The sequence below is a fragment of the Stenotrophomonas sp. 05N423 genome, assembly GCF_056397145.1.
In genome coordinates this window covers 252,927-275,685 of sequence record NZ_JBFTMV010000005.1, presented here as the reverse complement: position 1 = coordinate 275,685, position 22,759 = coordinate 252,927, and the positions used below count along the sequence as shown (strand labels likewise).

The 22,759-nt window shown below is 67.5% G+C and carries 23 protein-coding genes; 14 read left to right on the top strand and 9 right to left on the bottom strand.

Annotated elements, in window-relative coordinates; genetic code table 11:
• Positions 1–32 precede the first annotated feature (32 nt).
• On the bottom strand, positions 33–725 hold the full coding sequence (locus AC1DGW_RS10880) for a rhomboid family intramembrane serine protease (RefSeq protein ID WP_478022686.1): 693 nt from the start codon (positions 723–725) through the stop codon (positions 33–35).
• A gap of 217 nt (positions 726–942) precedes the next feature.
• Here AC1DGW_RS10880 and AC1DGW_RS10875 point away from each other — a divergent pair, with 217 nt between their 5' ends.
• The 3 genes from AC1DGW_RS10875 to AC1DGW_RS10865 all read left to right on the top strand — a co-directional run bounded on the left by AC1DGW_RS10875 (position 943) and on the right by AC1DGW_RS10865 (position 4,117).
• Entirely contained in the window at positions 943–2,322 is a 1,380-nt protein-coding gene (locus AC1DGW_RS10875) for an outer membrane protein transport protein (RefSeq protein WP_478022684.1), read from the top strand.
• 126 nt (positions 2,323–2,448) lie between these two features.
• Complete coding sequence (gene pnuC, locus AC1DGW_RS10870) at positions 2,449–3,054, top strand: nicotinamide riboside transporter PnuC (RefSeq protein ID WP_478022682.1); 606 nt, start codon at positions 2,449–2,451, stop codon at positions 3,052–3,054.
• A complete protein-coding gene (locus tag AC1DGW_RS10865; protein WP_478022680.1) occupies positions 3,041–4,117 on the top strand; it encodes an AAA family ATPase in 1,077 nt (358 codons plus the stop codon). The genes pnuC and AC1DGW_RS10865 overlap by 14 nt, the downstream gene beginning before the upstream one ends.
• Before the next feature lie 165 nt (positions 4,118–4,282).
• On the opposite strand, the gene putA is transcribed toward AC1DGW_RS10865, so the two are convergent.
• Complete coding sequence (gene putA, locus AC1DGW_RS10860) at positions 4,283–7,489, bottom strand: bifunctional proline dehydrogenase/L-glutamate gamma-semialdehyde dehydrogenase PutA (protein WP_478022678.1); 3,207 nt, start codon at positions 7,487–7,489, stop codon at positions 4,283–4,285.
• A gap of 303 nt (positions 7,490–7,792) precedes the next feature.
• Between putA and AC1DGW_RS10855 the strand changes: the two genes are divergently transcribed.
• From AC1DGW_RS10855 to AC1DGW_RS10830, 6 genes are all read left to right on the top strand, one after another.
• The gene (locus AC1DGW_RS10855; protein ID WP_478022676.1) at positions 7,793–8,266 is read left to right on the top strand and encodes a DUF2244 domain-containing protein; all 474 of its coding nucleotides are present in this window, start codon (positions 7,793–7,795) and stop codon (positions 8,264–8,266) included.
• A gap of 17 nt (positions 8,267–8,283) precedes the next feature.
• On the top strand, positions 8,284–9,216 hold the full coding sequence (coxB, locus tag AC1DGW_RS10850; RefSeq protein WP_478022673.1) for a cytochrome c oxidase subunit II: 933 nt from the start codon (positions 8,284–8,286) through the stop codon (positions 9,214–9,216).
• A gap of 64 nt (positions 9,217–9,280) precedes the next feature.
• Positions 9,281–10,891, top strand: a complete 1,611-nt coding sequence (gene ctaD, locus AC1DGW_RS10845; RefSeq protein WP_478022671.1) for a cytochrome c oxidase subunit I — start codon at positions 9,281–9,283, stop codon at positions 10,889–10,891.
• An 11-nt stretch (positions 10,892–10,902) separates the two neighbouring features.
• A complete protein-coding gene (locus AC1DGW_RS10840; protein ID WP_478022669.1) occupies positions 10,903–11,037 on the top strand; it encodes a hypothetical protein in 135 nt (44 codons plus the stop codon).
• Complete coding sequence (locus AC1DGW_RS10835) at positions 11,034–11,621, top strand: cytochrome c oxidase assembly protein (RefSeq protein WP_478022667.1); 588 nt, start codon at positions 11,034–11,036, stop codon at positions 11,619–11,621. The genes AC1DGW_RS10840 and AC1DGW_RS10835 overlap by 4 nt, the downstream gene beginning before the upstream one ends.
• A 21-nt stretch (positions 11,622–11,642) precedes the next feature.
• Positions 11,643–12,518 carry a cytochrome c oxidase subunit 3 gene (locus tag AC1DGW_RS10830; protein ID WP_478022665.1) on the top strand — a complete coding sequence of 292 codons (876 nt, stop codon included), beginning with the start codon at positions 11,643–11,645 and terminating at the stop codon, positions 12,516–12,518.
• Positions 12,519–12,635: 117 nt separating this feature from the next.
• Here AC1DGW_RS10830 and AC1DGW_RS10825 read toward each other — a convergent pair whose 3' ends face one another.
• Complete coding sequence (locus AC1DGW_RS10825) at positions 12,636–12,854, bottom strand: twin transmembrane helix small protein (protein WP_153190704.1); 219 nt, start codon at positions 12,852–12,854, stop codon at positions 12,636–12,638.
• A 57-nt stretch (positions 12,855–12,911) separates the two neighbouring features.
• On the opposite strand from AC1DGW_RS10825, the gene AC1DGW_RS10820 reads away from it, so the two are divergent.
• Genes AC1DGW_RS10820 through cyoE form a run of 4 tightly spaced genes read left to right on the top strand, consistent with a single transcriptional unit; the run spans position 12,912 to position 16,300 of the window.
• On the top strand, positions 12,912–13,625 hold the full coding sequence (locus tag AC1DGW_RS10820) for an SURF1 family protein (protein ID WP_478022662.1): 714 nt from the start codon (positions 12,912–12,914) through the stop codon (positions 13,623–13,625).
• 27 nt (positions 13,626–13,652) lie between these two features.
• Positions 13,653–14,228: a hypothetical protein gene (locus tag AC1DGW_RS10815; protein WP_478022660.1), complete on the top strand. Its 576-nt coding sequence runs from the start codon at positions 13,653–13,655 to the stop codon at positions 14,226–14,228.
• Between the two features lie 10 nt (positions 14,229–14,238).
• Positions 14,239–15,402 (top strand): COX15/CtaA family protein, encoded by a 1,164-nt coding sequence (locus AC1DGW_RS10810; RefSeq protein ID WP_478022657.1) that lies wholly within the window; start codon positions 14,239–14,241, stop codon positions 15,400–15,402.
• Positions 15,403–15,406: 4 nt separating this feature from the next.
• Entirely contained in the window at positions 15,407–16,300 is an 894-nt protein-coding gene (gene cyoE, locus AC1DGW_RS10805) for a heme o synthase (protein ID WP_478022655.1), read from the top strand.
• A gap of 31 nt (positions 16,301–16,331) precedes the next feature.
• Here the strand turns inward: cyoE and AC1DGW_RS10800 are convergent, their stop codons facing one another.
• The 6 genes from AC1DGW_RS10800 to rpsU form a co-directional block, all read right to left on the bottom strand.
• Positions 16,332–17,306 (bottom strand): bile acid:sodium symporter family protein, encoded by a 975-nt coding sequence (locus AC1DGW_RS10800; RefSeq protein ID WP_478022653.1) that lies wholly within the window; start codon positions 17,304–17,306, stop codon positions 16,332–16,334.
• Between the two features lie 34 nt (positions 17,307–17,340).
• The gene (locus AC1DGW_RS10795; RefSeq protein ID WP_478022651.1) at positions 17,341–17,838 is read right to left on the bottom strand and encodes a protein tyrosine phosphatase family protein; all 498 of its coding nucleotides are present in this window, start codon (positions 17,836–17,838) and stop codon (positions 17,341–17,343) included.
• A 20-nt stretch (positions 17,839–17,858) separates the two neighbouring features.
• A complete protein-coding gene (gene dnaG / locus AC1DGW_RS10790; protein WP_478022649.1) occupies positions 17,859–19,592 on the bottom strand; it encodes a DNA primase in 1,734 nt (577 codons plus the stop codon).
• Between the two features lie 105 nt (positions 19,593–19,697).
• Positions 19,698–20,543, bottom strand: coding sequence for a YihY/virulence factor BrkB family protein (locus tag AC1DGW_RS10785; RefSeq protein WP_478022646.1), 846 nt, complete (start codon positions 20,541–20,543; stop codon positions 19,698–19,700).
• Positions 20,544–20,620: 77 nt separating this feature from the next.
• Positions 20,621–21,067 (bottom strand): GatB/YqeY domain-containing protein, encoded by a 447-nt coding sequence (locus tag AC1DGW_RS10780; RefSeq protein WP_478022644.1) that lies wholly within the window; start codon positions 21,065–21,067, stop codon positions 20,621–20,623.
• Positions 21,068–21,201: 134 nt separating this feature from the next.
• On the bottom strand, positions 21,202–21,417 hold the full coding sequence (gene rpsU / locus AC1DGW_RS10775; protein ID WP_002808376.1) for a 30S ribosomal protein S21: 216 nt from the start codon (positions 21,415–21,417) through the stop codon (positions 21,202–21,204).
• A gap of 266 nt (positions 21,418–21,683) precedes the next feature.
• Here rpsU and tsaD point away from each other — a divergent pair, with 266 nt between their 5' ends.
• The gene (gene tsaD, locus AC1DGW_RS10770) at positions 21,684–22,709 is read left to right on the top strand and encodes a tRNA (adenosine(37)-N6)-threonylcarbamoyltransferase complex transferase subunit TsaD (RefSeq protein ID WP_478022642.1); all 1,026 of its coding nucleotides are present in this window, start codon (positions 21,684–21,686) and stop codon (positions 22,707–22,709) included.
• Positions 22,710–22,759: the final 50 nt, after the last annotated feature.

Here is a 22,759-nt window from a genome sequence, read left to right as displayed (position 1 = left end):
ATTATAAGGACGGCGCGCAGGCGCGACCGCGCCTAGAAGCCATGTCGCTTGCGCAGCCGCCGGGCGATCGCGGCACGCACGTACAACCCATAGACGATGCCGAACAGAAAGCCGGCGACGTGCGCCGACCAGGCGACCATGCCGAAGCTCGGGCCGATATAGGCGAATACCACCTGCAGCGCCGCCCATACCCCGATCAGCAGGTAGGCAGGGGCGCGCACGAACTCCAGGAACAGACCCAGCGGCACCACCACGCCCAGCCGCGCGCCCGGGAACAGCGCCAGGTAAGCCCCCAGTAGCGCCGACACCGCTCCGCTGGCGCCGATGATGATCTGGTCCGGCGATCCCATGGCATACAACGCGGCAAGGTTGGCCGCGGCGCCACCCAGCAGGAACAGCAGCAACAGTCGCCATGGTCCGAGCACCCTTTCGGCCGGCAGCCCGAAGATCAGCAGGAACACCAGGTTGCCGAGCAGGTGCGACCAGTCCGCGTGCAGGAACAGGGCGGTGAACAGACGCAGCACGCTGCCGTCGCGCAGCGCGGCCCACCAGTCCTGGGGATTGCCCAGGCCGGTGGACAGTGCACCCCAGTCCATCCACAGCGACCGCCGGGCCTCGTCCGGCCGTGAGATCGACCAGAGGAAGGCCAGCCAGATCGCCGCGAACAGCAGCGGTACTGCCCAGCGCAGTCCGGGTTTGTTGCGGGAGGGAAGGGAAATGAACATGGGCGCGCAAGCCTACCCCGTGACAGCCCCGGACAGGGTGATGGAGCGAGCGGAAATGAATGCGGGCAGCGTTATTGTTTAGTTAACAAGCTTGATGGATACTGCATACGGCGTCGTATGTCGGGAGGGGAATCCGGCGCACCGCAGGGCCGCTTGGCGGTACTGGGGTGCAGGCGCACCAACGAATCACCACCGTCCTACGGAGAGAGCATCCAACATGCATACCGCTTCCACCCTCGCACGCGTCACCGCCCTGGCCGTCGGCATCGCTGGTGCCCTGGCTTTCAGCCACGCTGACGCTGCCGCGTTCCAGCTCAAGGAAAACAGCGCCAAGGGCCTGGGCCGTGCCTTTGCTGGTTCCACTTCCGCCTGGGACGACGCTTCCGTGGTCGCTACCAACCCGGCCTCGATGCGCCTGCTCAACGGTCGCCAGTTCCAGGCCGACCTGAGCGCGATCAGCTTCTCGGCCAAGATGGAAGACATCTACAGCGCCCGCAATGCCGGCCCGACCGGCGCAGGCAAGGGCTCGCCGATTTCCGGCGGCAACGGCGGCGACGCCGGCATGATCGCCCCGGTTCCGGCCGCATACTTCCACGTGCCGTTCGGCGAGAACGACAACATGCACTTCGGCCTGTCGCTGACCGCGCCGTTCGGCTTCAAGACCGACTACGACCGCAACTGGGTGGGCCGCTACCACGGCACCAAGACCGACCTGAAGGCCGTCGACCTGGGCGCGGCGTTCTCGTATGACGTCAACCCGTACGTGTCGTTCGGCGCCAGCGTGTTCGTCGAGCACCTGACCATCGAACTGGGCCAGGCTGTGGACTTCGGCGCCGTGGCTTTCAGCGCCAGCAAGGGCGCGAGCGCCGGGCTGGGCATCGTCCCGGGCAGCGCGGATGGCTCTTCCACCATCGAGGGCAACAACAACGCCGTCGGCTATGTGATCGGCGGCACCTTCAGCCCGACCGAAAACACCAACATCGCGCTGAGCTATCGCTCCAAGGTCGAGCACAAGATCACTGGTGGCAAGGCCCGCTTCGACGTGCCGGGCAATGTCGAAGCCCTGCTGCACCTGAAGGCTCTGGGCCAGTTCGTCGACACCAGTGGCAAGGCCACCGTGACCCTGCCGGCTTCGGCCACCCTGAGCGTGACCCACAAGATCAACGACCGCTGGATGGTGATGGGCGACGTGTCGCGCACCGCATGGGCACCGGCGTTCGATACGGTGACCGTGGACTTCGCTTCCAACCAGGCGGACAGCGTGCTGGCGTTCAAGTACAAGGACACCACCTTCGGCTCGCTGGGTACCGAGTACAAGCTGTCCGACACCATCACCCTGCGTGGCGGTGTGGCCTATGACGAATCCCCGACCAGCTACGCGCACCGCGACGTGCGCGTTCCGGACGTGACCCGCAAGTGGCTGTCGTTCGGCCTGGGCTGGACCCCGAAGGAGAACACCGAGTTCAACTTCGGCTACACCCACCTGTTCACCAACGAGCCGGCGATCAATGCCACCACGGCCACCGGCAATGTGCTGCAGGGCAAGTACAAGGTGGCTGGCGACATCCTGGCCGCTTCGATCAACTACAAGTTCTGATCCTGGCCTGTACTTGATGCCGTAACCTGGAAGGCCCCGCGCAAGCGGGGCCTTCTGCGTTGATGCCGGGCGCACACCCGGCTTCATCTGCGTGGCCCTGTGCTGCGCCGCGGGCGACAATAGGGCATGAACCTGTCCGATCCCGCCTTCCAGCTCGAGCTGGCCGCCAATATCGCCGTCGCCGGCTCGATCCTGCTTGCCGGCCGCAACAACGTGCACACCTGGTGGCTGGGTATCGTCGGCTGCGCGCTGTTCGCGCTGGTGTTCGAGCAATCGCACCTGTACGCGGACATGGTCCTGCAGTTCTTCTTCATCGCTGTCAGCGTGCTGGGCTGGTGGCAGTGGCTGCGGGGCGACCATGGCACACCGCTGCCGATCAGCCGCCTGCCTCCGCGATCCTGGATATGGCTGGTGCCGCTGGCGGTGCTTGCCACCTCCGGCTACGGCTGGATGCTGACGCGGCTGACCAATGCCTATGCGCCCTATGTCGATTCGGCGGTGCTGGTGCTGAGCATGATCGCGCAGCTGCTGATGATGCGGCGCAAGCTGGAATCGTGGTGGCTGTGGCTGCTGGTGAACAGCATCGCGGTGCCGCTGTACTACAGCCGTGGGCTGCACCTGACCTCGATCCTCTATGTCGGCTTCTGGATCAACGCCCTGGTGGCGCTGCGCCATTGGCGGCATCTGATGCGCGACGAGGCCGGAGCGCGGGCGGCCGATGCGGTCGCCTGAGCGGATTCCACGTGGGCTGGTGGTCGGCAAGTTCTGCCCGCTGCATCGCGGGCATGAACGCCTGATCGAATTCGCCGCCGCGCGTTGCGGGCAACTCCTGGTGATCGGCTGGTCGCAGCCCGGCTTCGCCGGTTACAGCGCGGCGCACCGCGAGCGCTGGTTGCGTGCGCGCTTCCCGCAGGTCCAGGCGACGGTGCTCGACGACGCGAGGCTGGCGGTGCTGTGCACGCGCCACGGCGTGCCGGTACGTGCACTGCCGCCGGACGACGCCAGTGTCCACTTGCAGCGCGAATTCACTGCGTGGCTGTGCCTCGCGCTGTTCGGCGGACCGGTGCAGGCGGTGTTCACCGGCGAGGACTATGGCGACGGTTTCGCCCAGACGCTGGCCGGATTTTTTGGCGCGCGCGTGGTGCACCAGCGGTTGGACCGTGCACTCGACCAGGGCCAGGCCAGCGGCACGCAGCTGCGTGGCGATCCGCATGTGCATCGCGACAGTCTTGGCCCTGGCGTATATGCCGACCATGTGCGGCGTGTGGCCTTCATCGGCGGAGAATCCACCGGCAAGACCACGCTGGCACGGACAATGGCGGAGCGTCTGGAGACGGCATGGGTGCCGGAATACGGCCGCACGCTGTGGGAGAGGCAGGGTGGCATATTGCAGCCACAGGACCTGGCGCGGATCGCCACTACGCAACTGCAGCATGAAAGCGCCACCGTCCTGCGCGCCCATCGTTGGCTGTTCTGCGACACCACGCCGCTGGTGACCCTGGGCTACAGCGGCTGGATGTTCGATGGCAGCGCCCGGGAGGTGCTGCGACAAGCGGCGGCGCGTCCCTACGATCTGCTGTTCCTGTGCGCGCCGGATATTCCGTTCGAGCAGGACGGCACCCGCGTTGGCACCGGGTTCCGGGAGCGGCAGCACGCGTGGTACCAGCAGCAACTGCGCGAGCGTGGCGTGGAATACGTGTTGTTGGAAGGTCCGCTGGAAGCACGCATCGCACGCGTGCAGGCGGAGCTGGCGCGCGTGCCGACGAGTGGTTTGAGCGCGGCAGCGGGCTTCTGAATCCCGTACTTTCCTGACCCTGCCGGTTCCGCGGGTCGCACCGCGTCGCCCGCGGAACGGCCGTCCTCACGGCGAAGCCGCCGAAAGGGCGGCGCACACGGATATGCGCCATGAAAAACCCCGCTTTCGCGGGGTTTTTCGCTTGTCGCAATGGGGCGTCCGGAATCAGTCGCCGAGGGTAAGCAGCGATGCATTGCCGCCGGCCGCGGTGGTGTTCACCGTCACGGTCTTCTCGGTGGCGAAACGCAGCAGGTAATGCGGACCACCGGCCTTGGGGCCGGTGCCGGACAGGCCCTGGCCGCCGAACGGCTGCACGCCGACCACCGCGCCGATCTGGTTGCGGTTGACGTAGACGTTGCCGACATTGACGCGCGAGGCGATGCGGTCGACGGTCTCGTCGATGCGCGAATGCACGCCCAAGGTGAGGCCGTAGCCGGTGGCGTTGATCTGGTCGATCACCGCGTCCAGCTGGTCGGCCTTCCAGCGGATCAGGTGCAGCACCGGTCCGAAGATCTCTCTGTGCAGCTGGCCCAGGTCCTTCAGCTCATAGGCGCGCGGCGCGAAGAAGGTGCCGTGCGCGGCGGCATCGGACAGCGGTGCGGCGGCGATCAGGCGTGCTTCCTTGTCCATGCGTGCGGCGTGGTCTTCGAGGATGCGCAGCGCATCGGTGTCGATGACCGGGCCGACGTCGGTGGAGAGTTCGCCCGGGTTGCCGACCTTCAGTTCGGCCATCGCGCCGGACAGCATGCCCATCACCTTGTCGGCGATGTCGTCCTGCACGAACAGCACGCGCGCGGCCGAGCAGCGCTGGCCGGCGGAGGTGAAGGCCGAGCCGATCGCGTCCTTGACCAGCTGTTCCGGCAGTGCCGAGGAGTCGGCGATGAAGGCGTTCTGGCCGCCGGTCTCGGCGATCAGCACGCCGATGGCGGCATCGCGCGCAGCCATGGCGCGGTTGATGGCGCGGGCGGTCTCGGTGGAGCCGGTGAAGGCCACGCCGGCCACGCGCGGGTCGGCAGTGAGCGCGGCACCGACGGTGGCGCCGTCGCCGGGCAGGAACTGCAGTACCTCGGCCGGCACGCCGGCGTCGTGCAGCAGCTTCACTGCGTAATAGCCGACCAGGTTGGTCTGCTCGGCCGGCTTGGCGATGACGCTGTTGCCGGCGGCCAGCGCGGCGCTGACCTGGCCCAGGAAGATCGCCAGCGGGAAGTTCCACGGGCTGATGCAGACGAACACGCCGCGGCCATGCAGCTGCAGTTCGTTGCTCTCGCCGGTCGGGCTCGGCAGCTTCTCGGCGTTGCCGAACTGCTCGCGCGCCTGCTTGGCGTAGTAGCGCAGGAAGTCCACCGCTTCGCGCACCTCGGCGATGCTGTCCGGCAGGCTCTTGCCGGCTTCCTTCACGCACAGCGCCATGAACTCGGCGATGCGGGCTTCCAGCTGGTCGGCGGCGTGCTCAAGGATGGCGGCGCGGCTGGCGGCCGGGGTGCGGTTCCAGGCCGGCTGCGCGGCGGCTGCATTGGCCAGCGCCTGCTGCACGGTGGCGCTGTCGGCGGCCTGCCAGTGACCGACCACTTCGCGGGTATCGGCCGGATTGGTCACCGCCTGCGATGGGCCGGTGGCGTTGGCGCCGGGCACCAGCGGGGCGGCCTGCCAGGGCTTGATCGCGGCGTTGAGCTGCTCGGCGAGGGCCCGCAGTGCGTTGTCGTTGGCGAGGTTGATGCCCATGGAGTTGTTCCTGTCGTGGTTCTGGCTGCGCAGCAGATCGACCGGCAGCGGGATCTTGGGGTGAGGAATGGATGCGAACGAGGACACGGCTTCCACCGGGTCGCGGATCAGATCGTCGATGGACACGTCTTCGTCGGTGATGCGGTTGACGAAGCTGGAATTCGCGCCGTTCTCGAGCAGGCGGCGCACAAGGTAGGGCAACAGGTCCTCGTGCGAACCGACCGGCGCGTACACGCGGCACGGCACATCCAGGCGGTCGGCCGGAATCACTTCGGCATACAGGTCGTCGCCCATGCCGTGCAGCTTCTGGTGCTCGTAGGTGCGGCCCTGCGCGATCTGCCTGATCGCCGCAATCGTCGCCGCGTTGTGCGTGGCGAACATCGGGTACAGCATGTCGCGGTGGCCGAACAGACGCCTGGCGCAGGCGAGGTAGGACACGTCGGTATTCTGCTTGCGGGTGAACACCGGGTAGCCGGGCAGGCCGTCGATCTGCGCGCGCTTGATCTCCGCATCCCAGTACGCACCCTTGACCAGGCGCACCTGCAAGCGATGGCCGATGCGGCGGGCCAGGTCGGCGAGGTAGTCGATCGTGTACGGGGTGCGCTTCTGGTAGGCCTGCACCACGATGCCGAAGCCTTCCCAGCCCTTGAGCGAGGGATCACTGACCACGCGCTCGATGATGTCCAGCGACAGCTCCAGGCGGTCGGTTTCCTCGGCGTCGACGGTGCAGCCGATGCCGTAGGACTTGGCCAGCTGGGCCAGCTCCAGCACGCCGGGGACCAGGTCCTTGAGCACGCGCTCGCGCTTGGCATGCTCGTAGCGCGGGTAGAGCGCGGAGAGCTTGATCGAGATGCCGTGCGATTTCGTCACGTCGCCATCGGACTTGCCGCCACGGGCGATGTTGTCGCTGCCGATGGCGTGGATGGCGCGCTTGTAGTCTTCCAGGTAGCGCAGCGCATCCTTCATCGTCAGCGCGCCTTCGCCGAGCATGTCGAAGGAGTAGCGGTAGTTGCTGTTGTCGCCCTTGTGCGAGCGCGACAGCGCTTCGTCGATGGTGCGGCCCATGACGAACTGGTGGCCCATGATCTTCATGGCCTGGCGCACGGCCAGGCGGATCACCGGCTCGCCGACCCGGCCGATCAGCCTTTTGAACGCACCATGCACGTCGCGCTTGGTGGCGTCGGCCAGGTCGACCAAGTGGCCGGTCAGCATCAGGCCCCAGGTGGAGGCATTGACCAGCACCGAGTCGGACTGGCCCATGTGCTTCTTCCAGTCCGCTTCGCCGAGCTTGTCGCGGATCAGCTTGTCGGCGGTTTCCTGGTCGGGGATGCGCAGCAGCGCTTCGGCCACGCACATCAGCAGCACGCCTTCCTCGCTGCCCAGGTCGTACTGGCGCATGAAGGCCTCGATCGCGCCCTGGTTCTTGGCGCGGGCGCGCACCCGGCGCACCAGGTCGGCGGCGGTGGCCTGGACCTGGGCCTGTTCGGTGGCGGGCAGGCGGGCCTGTTCGAGCAGTTCGCGGACGTGGCTGGCCTCGTCCTTCAGCCAGGCATCGGTGATGGCCTGGCGCAGTGCGGCCGGTGCCGGTGGCAGTTCGGGCGAGAGCAGCGGCTGGGCCGCGGCGGTGTGGGTGGACGGTGTTGCATTCATGGGCATGACCACATCGGGACACGTTGGGATTCGGCCATTTTAATCCTTGGCGACGGATTTCCCAGCCTTTCCGGCAACCACCTGATGGTCGTGGAACCATTGGTACACGGGCGATCCGCCCAAAAATACCAGGTGCATTCAATTTGTGCTGAATCCGGCAAATTATCCGCCGATGTCGATTTGGTCGGTCACGAATCCTGTGTGCGGTGCAACAATCACGACAATGATGAATGAGAGCTTGCCGGGGTGATTGGGCGGGGCTACCATCGAAGCCGTTTTCCGCGGTACGGACGCGGTTGCGACATGATCGAGATGCTTCGGCTGGTTGAAGGCGGCTCACGTGCGCAGCTGGTGCTGCATCCACCACGGGCGCTCAGCGCCCGGCAGTTCGTCCTTTTGTTCGCCGCGTTGGCAGGGTTGATGGCGTTCTCGGCAGGCTTGGGCTGGCTGTCTGGAAACGTTTTCGCCCCGGCCTTCGCGTTATTGCATTGCTTCCTGGTGGGAGCCGCCCTGCGCGCGTCATGGCGCAGCGGCGAACGCCGGGAAGAGATCCGGGTTGGACCGGACTGCGTGGAAGTGATTCCCGCGGCCGGATGTCCGCCGGTCTTCCGGGCCCACCCTTACTGGGTGCGCCTGGTGGTCGAGGACGAACGGGTCGCGCTGGTCTCCAGCGGGAAGTGGGTCGAAGTGGGGAGTCTCCTCGCACCCGCCGAACGCAGGGAACTGGCGGCGACGCTGGAAGGCTTGCTCGCGGCAAATGAAGGCCGCAACCGATGACGTCAAGGGTCTAGGCAATGAAGCAAAGCAACAGATGGGGAATGTGGTGCAGGCAAGGTCTCGGGCTGGCGGCGCTGGCGCTGGCGGCACCGATGGCATGGGCCCAGGCGGGTGATCCGAAACCCTGGCAGCTCAACATGGGCAAGGGCGTCACCCATACCGCGCGCATGGCGTGGGACGCGCACATGGTGGCGCTGTGGGTGTGTACGGTCATCGGCGTGATCGTATTCGGCGCGATGGGCTATGCGATCCTCAAGTTCCGCAAGTCCAAGGGCGCGGTGGCGGCGCAGTTCTCGCACAACACCAAGGCCGAGATCATCTGGACCGTCATCCCGATCATCATCCTGGTGGTGATGGCGTGGCCGGCCACGGCCAAGCTGATCGCCATGTACGACACCCGCGATTCCGAGATGACGGTGAAGATCACCGGTTATCAGTGGATGTGGAAGTACGAGTACCTGGGCGAGAACGTCGAGTTCACCAGCCGCCTGGACCGCAAGTCCGACCAGGTGCGGCAGAGCGGCGCCGTGCCGACGATGGCAACCGACCCGCACTACCTGCTGGACGTGGACAACCCGCTGGTGCTGCCGGTGGACACCAAGATCCGCTTCGTCATCACCGCCGACGACGTGGTCCACGCCTGGTGGGTGCCGGCGCTGGGCTGGAAGCAGGACGCCGTGCCGGGCTTCATCAACGAGCGCTGGACCAACATCGAGCAGGAAGGCGTGTACCGCGGTCAGTGCGCCGAACTGTGCGGCAAGGACCATGGCTTCATGCCGATCGTGGTCAAGGCCGTGTCCAAGGACGAGTTCAAGACGTGGCTGGCCTCGCGCAAGCCCGTCCCGGCACCGGCGGCCGGACCGGCGCCTGCCGCTGAACCCGCCACCGACGCCCCGCAGCCGGAGGCCGCGCCCGCCGCGGAACCGGCGCCCGCGGCGGCCGGCGCCTGATACCGCTGCGCGCCGGCACTGGCCGGCGCGATGCCTGGAAACTGGATAACGAGGTATAGCTGCAATGGCGAACTCCGCAGTGGGCCACTCCGACCATCACGGTCACCGGCAAAGCTTCTTCGAGCGTTGGTTCTTCTCCACCAACCACAAGGACATCGGTACGCTGTACCTGCTTTTCAGCTTCCTGATGTTCATCGTCGGCGCCTTCATGTCGGTGCTGATCCGCTGGGAGCTGATGGAGCCCGGGCTTCAGCACATGAAGCCGGAATTCTTCAACCAGATGACCACCGTGCATGCGCTGGTGATGATCTTCGGCGGCGTGATGCCGGCCTTCGTGGGCCTCGCCAACTGGATGATCCCGCTGCAGATCGGCGCGCCGGACATGGCGCTGCCGCGCATGAACAACTGGTCGTTCTGGTTGCTGCCGGTGGCCTTCACCCTGCTGCTGCTGACCCTGTTCCTGCCCGGCGGCGCGCCCGCCGGCGGCTGGACCATGTATCCGCCGCTGTCGCTGCAGGGCGGCTACAACGTCGCCTTCAGCGTGTTCGCCATCCACGTGGCCGGCATCAGTTCGATCATGGGCGCGATCAACATCATCGCCACCGTGCTCAACATGCGCGCGCCGGGCATCGACCTGCTGAAGATGCCGATCTTCTGCTGGACCTGGCTGATCACCGCGTTCCTGCTGATCGCGGTCATGCCGGTGCTGGCAGGCGCGGTGACCATGCTGCTGACCGACAAGTTCTTCGGCACCAGCTTCTTCAACGCCGCCGGCGGCGGTGACCCGGTGATGTACCAGCACATCTTCTGGTTCTTCGGGCACCCCGAGGTCTACATCATGATCCTGCCGGCGTTCGGCGTGATCAGCGAGATCATCCCGACCTTCAGCCGCAAGCCGCTGTTCGGTTACCAGGCGATGGTGTACGCCACTGCGGCCATCGCGTTCCTGTCGTTCATCGTGTGGGCGCACCACATGTTCACGGTGGGCATGCCGCTGGGCGGCGAGATCTACTTCATGTTCGCCACCATGCTGATCTCGATCCCGACCGGCGTGAAGGTGTTCAACTGGGTCAGCACGATGTGGAAGGGCTCGCTGACCTTCGAAACCCCGATGCTGTTCTCCATCGCCTTCGTGGTGCTGTTCAGCATCGGCGGCTTCTCCGGCCTGATGCTGGCCATCGTGCCGGCTGACTTCCAGTACCACGACACCTATTTCGTGGTCGCGCACTTCCACTATGTGCTGGTCACCGGCGCGGTGCTGGCCCTGATCGCCGCGGTCTACTACTGGTGGCCGAAGTGGACCGGTCGCATGTACAACGAGTTCTGGGGCAAGGTGCATTTCTGGTGGACGATGGTGTTCGTCAACCTGCTGTTCTTCCCGCAGCACTTCCTCGGCCTGGCCGGCATGCCGCGCCGCATCCCGGACTACAACCCGGTGTTCGCCGACTGGAACCTGGTCAGCTCGATCGGTGCGTTCGGCATGTTCGTCACCCCGTTCCTGATGGCCGGCATCCTACTGTCGTCGCTGCGCAGCGGCAAGCGCGCCGAAGCGCGCGCGTGGGAAAGTGCCAAGGGCCTGGAGTGGACCGTGCCGTCGCCGGCACCGGCGCATACCTTCACCGTGCCGCCGGTGATCCAGCCGGGCGATCTGGCCCATGACGACGTCACCCACTGAGGCGCGTGTCGATGAGCCGTCCCGATTGGCAAGCCGATGAACTGGCCCTGCGCCGCCGCCGTTCGCGGCGCACGGCGCTGGTGGTGGGCGTGATCGCGGTGGCGATCTACGCCGGCTTCATCCTGTCCGGAGTGCTGGCGCATTGACCACGCCCGCGCCCCGGCCCGAACGCAGCGCCGGTATCGTCCGGCTGCTCGGCGTGGCGCTGGGCGTGTTCGTGCTGACCTTCTCGCTGGTGCCGCTGTACCGCATCGCCTGCGAGAAGGTGTTCGGCGTCCGTCTTGAGCGCGGCGCCAGCCAAGTGGCTGCCACCGGGGCGACGACCGACAGGCGCGTGGTGCGGGTCGAGTTCGACGGCGGCGTCAACTCCAAGCTGCCGTGGGCCTTCCATCCGGAAAAGCTGACGATGGACGTGGTGCCGGGCGAGTTGAACGAGGCGCTGTACTTCGCCCGCAACGAAAGCGAGCACGCGCTGGTCGGCAGCGCGGTGCCTTCGGTGGCGCCGGCGCGCGCCTCCGGCTATTTCAACAAGACCGAATGTTTCTGTTTCACTGCGCAGACCCTGCAGGCCGGCGAGCAGCGCGAGATGCCGGTGCGTTTCATCGTCGATCCGGACCTGCCCGCAGACGTCCGCACGATCACCCTGTCCTATACCTTCTACAAGAACGACGCGCTGACGGCGCAGCTGGCACCGGCTTCGGCCGCTGGCTCGTCGCACGCGGCCCCCTGACCACGGATCCGGAAGCAAGCCATGGCCCACAACACGCCTGATGCCAACGTCTACTTCGTGCCGAGCCAGAGTCGCTGGCCTTTCGTCGGCTCGATTTCCATGCTGGTGCTGATGGTCGGAGTGGCCAGTTGGCTCAACGACGCCAGCTGGGGCCGCTGGACCTTCTTCCTCGGCCTGGCGATGCTGGTGTTCACCCTGTTCCTGTGGTTCGGCGACGTGATCCGCGAATCGGTCGGCGGCAACTACAACCGCCAGGTCGACGGCTCGTTCCGCATGGGGATGGTCTGGTTCATCTTCTCGGAAGTGATGTTCTTCGGCGCCTTCTTCGGCGCGCTGTTCTACACCCGCGTTTACGGCCTGCCCTGGCTGGGCGGCGAGGGCCATGGCGTGGCGACCAACGAGATCCTGTGGGACGGTTATTCGGCCGCTTGGCCGAGCAACGGCCCGGGCAGCGTCGGCGGCATGTTCCAGACCATCCCGGCCTGGGGCCTGCCGCTGGTCAACACCCTGATCCTGCTGACCTCCGGCGCGACCCTGACCATCGCCCACCACGCGCTCAAGGCCGGTAACCGCCGCCAGCTGCTGATCTGGCTGGGCGCCACCGTGCTGCTGGGCTGCGTGTTCCTGTTCTTCCAGGCCGAGGAATACATGCATGCCTACGGCGAGCTCAACCTGACCCTGGGCTCGGGCATCTACGGTTCCACCTTCTTCATGCTCACCGGCTTCCACGGCGCGCACGTGGCGCTGGGTACGATCATGCTGATCGTCATGTGGCTGCGCTCGGCCAAGGGCCATTTCACCCGTGACAACCACTTCGGCTTCGAGGCCGCGGCGTGGTACTGGCACTTCGTCGACGTGGTGTGGCTGATGCTGTTCCTGTTCGTCTACGTGCTGTAAGCGGCGGGAAGAAAACAGGGAGCGGAGCATCGGGGATCTACCCCGGTTCTCCGCTCCCCTTCACTTGATGGGCTCGCCCGCTTCGCGGGTCTGCCCGCTTCAGGGACACCCCTGGCTTCAGCCGCCGACACCATGCGGCTTGATCCAACCGCTGTAGATGCCCAGGACGACCAGCAGGATCAGCACTACCGACAGCACGATGCGCCGGGTCAGCGCATTGACCGTGCGCTTGGTCTGGCCACGATCGATCATCAGGTAGTACAGCCCGGCGCCAAGATTCCAGACGATGACGATCAGGAACGCGATCACCAGCAGTGTCTTCAGCGAATCATTCATGCACGGCTCTGAGTGTGGGAAGGCGGTGCTATATCACCTGCTCGCGGCGCGCTTGTCATGACGCGACAGCACACGGGCATCTTCGGTTGGTTGCTGGCGCTGGTAGTCGCCGCCGCGTTCAGCGCGCTGGGCGTATGGCAGCTGCAGCGCATGCACGATAAACAGGCGCTGCTGGCGCAGGCGCCGCCGGACCGCAGTGGCGCGATGGCGCTGACGCAGGCGATGCGCGCGCCGGAAGCGCTGCACTGGGTGCATGACCAGCTGGAGTTCCTGCCCGCCACGGTGCTGCTGGACAACCAGCTGCGCGAAGGCCGCGCCGGGCTGAAGGTCTACCAGGTCGCGCGCGCGGATGGCGGCGCGGTGCTGGTCGATCTGGGCTGGTTGCCATTGCCGGCCGACCGCCGGTTGCCGCGCATCACGCCCCTGCAGGGCCGGATCGAGGTGCAGGGCCTGTGGGCGCCGGCGCCATCGTCCGGCATCGCGCTGGGGCCGGCGCTGGCCGATACCCCGCAGCCGCAGGTGTGGCTGGCCACGCGCCTGGACTTCCCCGCCATCGCCGCGCAGCTGCGGCTTCCGGCCGCAGGGTTGGCTGGCCATGTGCTGCGGCTGGATCCGGCTTCGCCGCTGGGCTACACCCGCGACCTGGACCTGCTGCCCAATACGCTGCCGCCTTCGCGCCATCTCGGCTATGCGGTGCAATGGTTCGCCATGGCGCTGGCGGTGCTGGTGATCGCCGTTGTGCTGCACCGGCGCCGCCGCCGTGGGCGCTGAACGCCAAGCCATGGGAAAATGCCGCACATGAATGCCCTGACTCCGGAACAACTCGTCATCCGCAAGCGCGGCCGCCGCGTGCTGCTGCTCATCTTCGCGATGTTCTTCGGGTCGATGGCGCTGGCGGGCATCCTGCGCTTTTCCGGCTGGATGCCGCAGGTGAACCGCAACCACGGGCAGTTGTTCGAACCGCCGCTGGACCTGCGCCAGGAGCAGCTGCGCCTGGCCGACGGCAGTCCATACGAATGGAATCCGGCCGCCCGCCACTGGCGCATCGTGCTGGCACCGGCGGCGGACTGCGCGCCGGCCTGCGTCACTTTGTCGCAGCAGCTGGACACGGTGTGGCAGCTGTTCGGCCATAACGCGGATAATGTCGAGGTACTGTGGCTGGGCCAGCCGCCGGAGCAGGTGGCCGCCTCGCCGGCGCTGAAGGTGCTGCAGGCTTCGCCTGCGTTCCGGGCGAAGCTGCCGGGGGTGGACGACCCCGCCGGCATCCCGGTGTACGTGATCGATCCCAACGGCTTCGTGGTACTGCGTTACGCGCCGGGCTTCGACCCCGGTGGCCTGCGCACCGATCTTTCCAGGCTGTTGAAACTGAAGTGAGTCCCGTTCGATGAATGCCCCCGCGCGTCCGGCGCTGTACCGCAATTTCCATCGCCTGGCGTGGTTCGCGCTGATCATGACCGCGAGCACGATCATGTTCGGCTCGTTCGTGCGCCTGTCCGATGCAGGGTTGAGCTGCCCGGACTGGCCGACCTGCTACGGCCGCATCACCTGGCCGCAGACGCAGGTGGAAGCCGCGCAGCATGTGGCCAGCGAGATCCGCCCGCTGGAAAGCCACAAGGCCTGGCGCGAGCAGGTGCACCGTTTCCTGGCCGGGCTGCTGGGCGTGGAGATCCTGACCCTGGCGCTGCTGGCCGCCCGCCGTCACCGCTGGGGCGTCGCGCAGGTGGTCACCGCCTCGGTGCTGGTGGCGCTGGCCATCCCCCTGTACATGCGCGGCGAACATGTCGCCTCCAGCGTGCTGGCCATCGGCGGCGAGGCGATCCTGCTGCTGGCGGCGCTGCGCTGGTCCAACATCGACCTGTCGCGCGCGGCGGTGCTGACCCTGGCGGTGGTGATCTTCCAGGCGCTGCTTGGCATGTGGACGGTAACCTGGCTGCTCAAGCCCATCGTGGTGATGGGGCATCTGCTCGGTGGCATGCTGATGTTCGGCCTGCTGGTGTGGATGGCATGGAAGGCCACGCACCTGCCGATCACCCTGGCGCAGGCGCCGCGCCTGCGCTGGTGGCTGCGCGCCGGGCTGGCGCTGCTGGTGCTGCAGATCGCGCTGGGCGGCTGGGTCAGCGCCAACTACGCCGCGCTCGCCTGCGGCGGCGGCAGCGCCTCGCTGGACAATTTCCCGCGCTGCGTGAGCCAGTGGTGGCCGCCGCAGAACTACACCGAGGGCTTCACCCTGTGGCGCGGCATCGGCGTGGACTACGAAGGCGGCGTGCTCGACGGCGCCTCGCGCATCGCCATCCAGATGGCGCACCGGATGGTGGCGGTAGTGGTGGCGCTGTACCTGCTGGTGCTGTCGGCGCGCATGTTCCGCCTGCCGGGCATGCGTGGCTGGGCCAGCGCGCTGGGCGTGCTGGTGCTGCTCCAGGTCGCCCTGGGCGTGCTCAACGTCAAGCTCGCGCTGCCGCTGGCGGTGGCGGTGATGCACAACGGCGGTGCCGTATTCCTGTTGTTCGTGCTGGTCTCGCTGCTGGCGCGGCTGCGTGCCCCGGAGTGAGCCGATGACGACGACCGTGCGCGATTACTGGGATCTGACCAAGCCCAAGGTGGTGGCTCTGATCGTGTTCACCGCGCTGGTGGGCATGTTCCTGGCGATTCCCGGCTGGCCGACCGCCGCGCAGGCGACGACCGGCGCGCTGGGCTTCATCGGCATCTGGCTGGCGGCGGCGGCCGCCGCAGCTATCAACCAACTGCTGGATGCGCGCATCGACGCGAACATGGCACGCACCTCGTGGCGCCCGCTGGTGGTCGGCAAGGTGTCCTCGCGCCAGGTGCTGGTGTTCGCTGCCGCGCTCGCCGCGCTGTCGATGACCATCCTGGTGCTGTGGGTGAACGTGATCACCGCGGTGCTGACCTTCGCCTCGCTGATCGGCTACGCGGTGGTCTACACCGTGTACCTCAAGCATGCGACCTCGCAGAACATCGTCATCGGCGGCCTCGCCGGCGCCACGCCGCCGCTGCTGGGCTGGGCCGCGGTCACCGGCATGCAGGGCGCGTCGGACTGGGCCTATGCCTCACTGCTGGTGCTGATCATCTTCGTATGGACGCCGCCGCACTTCTGGGCGCTGGCGATCTTCCGCCGCGCCGACTACGCCAAGGCGGCGGTGCCGATGCTGCCGGTCACCCATGGCGTGCCGCATACGCGCCGGCAGATCCTGTTCTACTCGGTGGTGCTGGTGGTGGTGACCCTGCTGCCGGTGGCGCTGGGCATGAGCGGCGTGTTCTACCTCGGCGGCGCCACCGTGCTGAACCTCGTGTTCCTGTGGTACGCGTGGAAGATGCAGGACCCGCCGGACGAGATGTTCAACATGCAGATGTTCGGCTACTCGGTGGTCTACCTGATGGCGCTGTTCGCCTTCCTGCTGGTGGACCACTGGTTGCTGCCCGGGCTTTGACGCACGCGCACGAGCGCACCAGGGGGCGCTCCTACCGTTCTGCCGTCCGCGCATAACGCTGCGCCACCACGGCGCAGACGATCAGCTGGATCTGGTGGTAGATCATGATCGGCAGCACGATCGCGCCGAGGCTGCCGCCGGCGAACAGCACCTTGGCGATCGGCACGCCGGTGGCCAGGCTCTTCTTGGAACCGCAGAACACGATGGGGATCTCGTCCTGGCGGCTGAATCCCAGCCGCCTCGCCAGCCAGGTGATGCCGGGCATGGCGATGGCCAGCAGCGCCACGGCCACCCCCACGGCGGCGAGCAGCGAACCGATCGGGGTCTTGTGCCACAGGCCTTCCACCACCGATTCACCGAAGGCGCCATAAACCACCAGCAGCACCGTGCCCTGGTCGGTGTAGCGCAGCAGCGCGCGCTGCCGCTCCACCCAGCGTGCGATCCACGGCCGCAGCAGATGGCCGGCGACGAAGGGCACCAGCAGCTGCAGCATGATCGCGCCGACCGCGTGCAGCGGGTCGGCCATGCCGCCCTGGCTGCCGGCCAGAAGGCCCATCAACAGCGGGGTCAGGAATACACCGAGGCTGCTCGACAGCGAGGCCGCGCAGACCGCCGCCGGGATGTTGCCGCCGGCCATCGAGGTGAAGGCGATGGACGACTGCACGGTGGACGGCAGCGCGCACAGGAACAGCACGCCGATGTAAAGGTCCGGTGTCAGCACCCGCCCGTCGAGCGGCTTGAACGCCAGTCCCAGCAGCGGGAACAGCACGAAAGTGCAGGCCAGGATGACCAGGTGCAGGCGCCAGTGCAGCATGCCGGCGACGATGGATTCGCGCGGCAGGCGCGCGCCGTGCAGGAAGAACAGCGCGGCGATGGCCAAATCGGTGAAGCGATCCAGTCCGTGCGCGGCATTGCCGGTCATCGGCAGCACGGTGGCCAGGGCCACGGTGGCGAGCAGGGCGAGGGTGAAGTTGTCCGGTCGCAGGCGCGACCACCAGCGGGTCATCGGTGGGGGTGTCCTTGTGGGCATGAAGCCGGGTTCAGGGCTTCGCGGGGGTCTCCAGCGCCGCGCGCACGGCCGGTTCCAGCGAGGTCAGGCCGGCATCGCGGCCGAACTGCAGGGCGGCATCGACGGGCGCGCCATGTACCCGCGCCTGCGCCAGGGCCAGCAGCGCGCCGGCGCGGTTGCCCGAGGCGCAATGCAGCAAGGTGGTGCCGGTGTCCTGCCGGAGCAGGTGGTCGAGCGCGCGCGCGTTGGCCTCGCTGATGCCGCCGGCGCCGTCGATGGGCAGACGCACGTAGCGCAGGCCCAGCTTCTCGGCGGCGGCCGCTTCGTCGTAGCCGCGATCTTCCTGCGGCATGCGCAGATCGATCACGGTGGTGACGCCGGACTGCGCCGCATCGCGCAGCTGCTGTGCGCTGGGCTGGCCGCCGGTGAACAGGCCCGGGCGCGGCTGCTTCAACGCGTGCTCGGCGGCATTGGCGGTGCCGGCGCAGGCCAGCAGCAGGAACAGCAGTTTCGGCAGATGCAGGTTCATCGCTCTTCTCCGTCCGCGCATCAGCGCATGGTCGCGCGCGTCTTCAGCAACTCGCGCAGTTCGTATTTGTCGGTCTCGTCCAGGCCCTGCTGGCGCTGCTTGGCCTGCAATTCGTCCAGGCGCTGCTGCAGCAGCTGCTTTTCCAGCTGGACGATGGCGTCGTGCAGTTCCTGGGACCAGCTGGCCTCGTCGCCGGGCAGGGCCATGGCCGCCAGGCGGTGCAGCGCGGCTTGTTCTTCGCGGCCATCGAAATGCTGCAGCAGCGCGCCGGTGCTGATGTCCGGGCGCTGCTGCACCAGTTCCAGCAGTTCCAGCAGCAGCTCGATGCCGGGCAGGCGCAGGCCGGTGATGGCGTGGTGCCCCTCCAGGCTCAACGCCAGCGAAGGCTGCTGCAGCAGGAGGGCGATGGCTGCGCGCACCAGGCTCCGCTTCTGCACCGGCGCGACCGGCGCGCGGCGCATGGGCGCGGCGGCCGGCGCGTTGCCGCCGGGCGCGCGGCCCACGCCGGTCAGGCGCTGCAGTTCCTGTTTCATCAGATCGCCGAAGGCGCCATCGGGAATCTGCGCCAGCATCGGCTTCGCGCGTTCGGCCAGGCGCGCCTTGCCGTCGAGCGTGCCCAGGTTGATCTCGCGGGTGAGCTCGTCGAAAAAGAACTGCGACAGCGGCGTGGCCTGCCTCAGGCGCGTGTCGAAGGCCTCGGCGCCTTCCTTGCGGACGATGGTGTCAGGGTCCTCGCCGTCGGGCAGGAACAGGAAGAACGCCTGGCGCCCGTCCTTCATCCGCGGCAGCACCGATTCCAGCGCACGCCAGCCCGCCTTGCGCCCGGCGTTGTCGCCGTCGAAGCAGAAATACACGTCCGGCGCATTGCGGAACAGCAGCTCGGCGTGGTCGGGCGTGGTCGCGGTGCCCAGCGTCGCCACCGCCTGGGTGACGCCGAACTGGAACAGGCTGACCACGTCCATGTAGCCCTCGACCACGATCAGCCGCTCGATCTTCTGGTTGGCCTGACGCACCTGCCACAGGCCATACAGTTCACGGCCCTTGTGGAACAGCGCGGTCTCGGGCGAGTTGAGGTATTTGGGGCCGTCGTCCTTCTGCATGACCCGGCCGCCGAAGGCGATGACGCGGCCGCGGCGGTCGAAGATCGGGAACATCACCCGGTCGCGGAACTTGTCGTAGACGTGGCCGCGGTCGTTCCTGGAGAACAGGCCGACGCGCTCGAGCAGCTTCATGCGCCGTTCGTCCTTGCCCAGTGCGTCCTTCAGCGCGCTATAGCCGTCCGGCGCGTAGCCGATGGAAAAGCGGGAGCGGGTGTCGGCGTCGACGCCGCGGCCGTCGAGATAGGCCAGTGCCTTGTCGCTGCCTTCCAGCTGCTTCTGGAAGAAGCGGGTGGCGGCATCGAGCGCCGAATACTGGTCACGGCTGTCGTCTTGTTGCTGCGGGCTGCGGGGGTTGGTCTCGCGCGGCACTTCCATGCCGGCGCGCTTGGCCAGTTCCTCCACCGCGTCGAGGAACTCGAGGCGGTCGTAGTTCATCAGGAAGCTGATCGCCGTGCCGTGCGCGCCGCAGCCGAAGCAGTGATAGAACTGCTTGGTCGGTGAGACGGTGAACGAAGCCGAACGCTCGTCGTGGAACGGGCAGCGCGCCGCGTATTCCTTGCCCTGGCGCTTGAGCGGCACGCGCGAGCCGACCACTTCGACAATGTCGGAGCGGGCGAGCAGGTCGTCGATGAACGCGTCGGGGATTCGGGCCATGGCAGACGCATAGGATGCCATGCAGTGGCATGGCATGTAGGAGCGCACTTCAGTGCGCGATGTGGCCTTCCCGGTAGAGCCCCCTCGCGCACTGAAGTGCGCATCCTACGGATGCGCGCGCTCGTCGATGACCGCGGTGACCAGGGCGCCGGCGAAGAACACCACGCTGGCGTAGTACACCCACACCAGCATGATCACCAGCGTGCCCATCGAGCCGTAGGCGCTGCCGGGCGCGGCATTGGCGATGTACAGGCCGATGCCGTAGCGCCCCAGGGTGAACAGCACCGCGGTGATCGCGCCGCCGCCGAAGGCCTGGGGCCAGGCTACCGGCCGGTCGGGCAGGTAGTGGTAGAGGAAGGCGAAGCCCAGCGCGTAGAGCACCAGCGTGGACAGGTAGCCCACCGCGGGCAGCAGTGAGGGCAGGTGTGCGAACACCACCTGCAGCGCGGTGGTGGCGACCATCGACACGATCAGCAGGAAGCCCAGGGCCAGCACCACGCCGGCCGAGAAGATGCGCTTCTTCAGCCAGCCGGGCACGCCGTCGAAACGCTGCAGGTCGGTGTGGAAGATCCGGTTCAGCGCGCCCTGCAGCTGGGCGAACACCACGGTGGCGCCGACGAACAGCAGCAACAGGCTCCAGACGCCGGCCAGCGAGCCCAGGTCGGGTCGCGCGGCGGCATTGGCGATCACCGTGTCGGCCACCTCTGCGACGCTGCTGCCGGCCAGGTCGCCAATCTGGCCGATCAGCGCCTGCTGCGCGGGCGGGTAGAGCGAGGCGGTCAGCCACAGCAGCAGCACCAGCAGCGGTGCCAGCGAGAGCAGGGTGTAGAACGCCAGCGAGGCCGCCTGGGTCATCACGTCCGCTTCGGTGAAACGGCGGGCCAGGGCGGCCGGCAGGCTCTGCTGCAACCGTTCCAAGCGGTGTTTCATGTCCGGTGACAGGGGCGACATGGCGCGCAGGATCGCATGGCCGTCCCGGTAGGCGCCGTGATGGACGGTGCCCCGCCGGCCCGCGGGATGCGACGGAATCAGCCCACCAGGGCCTGCTTGACCAGCTTCGATACCAGGCCCATGTCGGCCTGGCCGGCCAGCAACGGCTTGAGCACGCCCATCAGCTTGCCCATGTCGGCCGCACTGGCGGCGCCGGTCTGCGCGATGGCGGTGTTGATCGCGGCCAGGATCTCGGCCTCGCCCATCTTGGCCGGCAGGTAACGCTCGATCACCACGATCTCGTCGCGCTCGACCTTGGCCAGGTCCTCGCGGTTGGCGGCTTCGTACTGGGTCACCGAGTCCTTGCGCTGCTTGACCATCTTGTCCAGCACCGCGATCACGGCGGCGTCGTCCAGCTCGATGCGCTCGTCCACTTCCCTCTGTTTGATCGCCGCGTTGATCAGGCGGATCACGCCGAGGGAGTGCTTGTCGCCGCCCTTCATGGCGGCCTTCATGTCGTCGGTCAGTTGCTGTTTCAGGCTCATGGATCACCTCTTGCGGGATCGGAATGCGGGGGTGCGCAATGGCGCGGGAACGCAAAAAGCCGGCTACGCTCGCGCGTGCCGGCTTTCACTCCAGTTACGGAAGGCCGAAGCCTCCGTTCAGGAGTTGCGTCCGATCAGTACAGGCGCTGACGCTTGGTGACGTCGCGCGAGGAACGACGCAGCTGGCGCTTCACGGCAGCAGCGGCCTTGCGCTTGCGTTCCTGGGTCGGCTTTTCGTAGAACTCGCGCTTGCGGGTCTCGGCCAGCACGCCGGCCTTTTCGCAGGTGCGCTTGAAGCGGCGGAGCGCAAACTCGAAAGGTTCGTTCTCGCGGACTTTGACGCTGGGCATGGAATCTCCGGGACACAGTGAGACCGGGTCACGCCCGGTGAGCCGCGCATTATAGCCGCTTTGAATCCGGGCGCAAGTGGGCGGGGAAGGCGGGGCCGCGGGGAAGCGGGTGGGTGGCGTCCTCCGGGCAGGACATCGGCTCCGGGACGGCAGTCGCAGGAAGCGGCCCGCCGATGGCGCCGCGGCCCCGCCGGCGGGGCTTCGTGGCGGGCATGCAGGCGCCCGCGCGGTTCGTAAACGCGCGCCTTGGGGTTCACAATACCGGCATGAAAGTCCTCGGCATCGAATCCTCCTGCGACGAAACCGGCGTGGCGGTGTATGACACCGCGCTGTCGGGCGTCGACGCCCTGCGCGCCCATGCGGTCTACAGCCAGATCGCGTTGCATGCCGAATACGGCGGCGTGGTGCCGGAACTGGCCAGCCGCGACCATGTGCGCAAGACCCTGCCGCTGATCCGGCAGACCCTGGACGAGGCCGGCATCGCCGTCTCCGAGCTGGACGGCGTGGCCTATACCGCCGGCCCCGGGCTGGTCGGTGCGCTGCTGGTCGGCGCCGGGGTGGCGCGTTCGCTGGCCTGGGCGCTGGATGTGCCGGCCATCGGCGTGCACCACATGGAAGGCCACCTGCTCGCGCCGCTGATGGAGGACGACCCGCCGGAACCGCCGTTCGTGGCCCTGCTGGTTTCCGGCGGGCATACCCAGCTGGTCGCGGTGGACGCCATCGGCAGCTACCGCCTGCTCGGCGAAACCCTGGACGACGCCGCCGGCGAGGCCTTCGACAAGACCGCCAAGCTGATGGGCCTGCCGTATCCGGGCGGTCCGCAGCTGGCCCGGCTGGCCGAGGCTGGTACGCCGGGCCGGTTCAGGTTCGCGCGGCCGATGACCGACCGGCCGGGACTGGACTTCAGTTTCTCGGGGCTCAAGACCCAGGTGCTGCTGGCCTGGCGCGACAGCGACCAGAGCGAGCAGACCCGCGCCGATATCGCGCGCGGCTTCGAGGACGCGGTGGTCGATACGCTGGCGATCAAGTGCGACCGCGCGCTGGAGGCGGCCGGCTGCGACGTGCTGGTGGTGGCCGGTGGCGTCGGCGCCAACAAGCGCCTGCGGGCGAAGCTGCAGGACGCCGCGCAGCGCCGCGGCGGCCGCGTGTGCTTCCCGCGCCCGGCGCTGTGCACCGACAACGGCGCGATGATCGCCTTCGCCGGCGCGTTGCGCCTGCAGGCCGGCCAGCACAGCCCGGCCGAGGTGAAGGTGGTGCCGCGCTGGGACATGGCCACGCTGCCGCCGGTGTAGGAGCGCGCCAAGCTGCGTTCCTGCGCAGAGCATAAGGAGCCTTGTGCACG

Coding starts and splice junctions, on each gene's coding strand:
- AC1DGW_RS10880 (WP_478022686.1), bottom strand. CDS start 725: ATGTTCATTTCCCTTCCCTCCCGCAACAAACCCGGACTGCGCTGGGCA.
- AC1DGW_RS10875 (WP_478022684.1), top strand. CDS start 943: ATGCATACCGCTTCCACCCTCGCACGCGTCACCGCCCTGGCCGTCGGC.
- pnuC (WP_478022682.1), top strand. CDS start 2,449: ATGAACCTGTCCGATCCCGCCTTCCAGCTCGAGCTGGCCGCCAATATC.
- AC1DGW_RS10865 (WP_478022680.1), top strand. CDS start 3,041: ATGCGGTCGCCTGAGCGGATTCCACGTGGGCTGGTGGTCGGCAAGTTC.
- putA (WP_478022678.1), bottom strand. CDS start 7,489: ATGAATGCAACACCGTCCACCCACACCGCCGCGGCCCAGCCGCTGCTC.
- AC1DGW_RS10855 (WP_478022676.1), top strand. CDS start 7,793: ATGATCGAGATGCTTCGGCTGGTTGAAGGCGGCTCACGTGCGCAGCTG.
- coxB (WP_478022673.1), top strand. CDS start 8,284: ATGAAGCAAAGCAACAGATGGGGAATGTGGTGCAGGCAAGGTCTCGGG.
- ctaD (WP_478022671.1), top strand. CDS start 9,281: ATGGCGAACTCCGCAGTGGGCCACTCCGACCATCACGGTCACCGGCAA.
- AC1DGW_RS10840 (WP_478022669.1), top strand. CDS start 10,903: ATGAGCCGTCCCGATTGGCAAGCCGATGAACTGGCCCTGCGCCGCCGC.
- AC1DGW_RS10830 (WP_478022665.1), top strand. CDS start 11,643: ATGGCCCACAACACGCCTGATGCCAACGTCTACTTCGTGCCGAGCCAG.
- AC1DGW_RS10825 (WP_153190704.1), bottom strand. CDS start 12,854: ATGAATGATTCGCTGAAGACACTGCTGGTGATCGCGTTCCTGATCGTC.
- AC1DGW_RS10820 (WP_478022662.1), top strand. CDS start 12,912: ATGACGCGACAGCACACGGGCATCTTCGGTTGGTTGCTGGCGCTGGTA.
- AC1DGW_RS10815 (WP_478022660.1), top strand. CDS start 13,653: ATGAATGCCCTGACTCCGGAACAACTCGTCATCCGCAAGCGCGGCCGC.
- AC1DGW_RS10810 (WP_478022657.1), top strand. CDS start 14,239: ATGAATGCCCCCGCGCGTCCGGCGCTGTACCGCAATTTCCATCGCCTG.
- cyoE (WP_478022655.1), top strand. CDS start 15,407: ATGACGACGACCGTGCGCGATTACTGGGATCTGACCAAGCCCAAGGTG.
- AC1DGW_RS10800 (WP_478022653.1), bottom strand. CDS start 17,306: ATGACCCGCTGGTGGTCGCGCCTGCGACCGGACAACTTCACCCTCGCC.
- AC1DGW_RS10795 (WP_478022651.1), bottom strand. CDS start 17,838: ATGAACCTGCATCTGCCGAAACTGCTGTTCCTGCTGCTGGCCTGCGCC.
- dnaG (WP_478022649.1), bottom strand. CDS start 19,592: ATGGCCCGAATCCCCGACGCGTTCATCGACGACCTGCTCGCCCGCTCC.
- AC1DGW_RS10785 (WP_478022646.1), bottom strand. CDS start 20,543: ATGTCGCCCCTGTCACCGGACATGAAACACCGCTTGGAACGGTTGCAG.
- AC1DGW_RS10780 (WP_478022644.1), bottom strand. CDS start 21,067: ATGAGCCTGAAACAGCAACTGACCGACGACATGAAGGCCGCCATGAAG.
- rpsU (WP_002808376.1), bottom strand. CDS start 21,417: ATGCCCAGCGTCAAAGTCCGCGAGAACGAACCTTTCGAGTTTGCGCTC.
- tsaD (WP_478022642.1), top strand. CDS start 21,684: ATGAAAGTCCTCGGCATCGAATCCTCCTGCGACGAAACCGGCGTGGCG.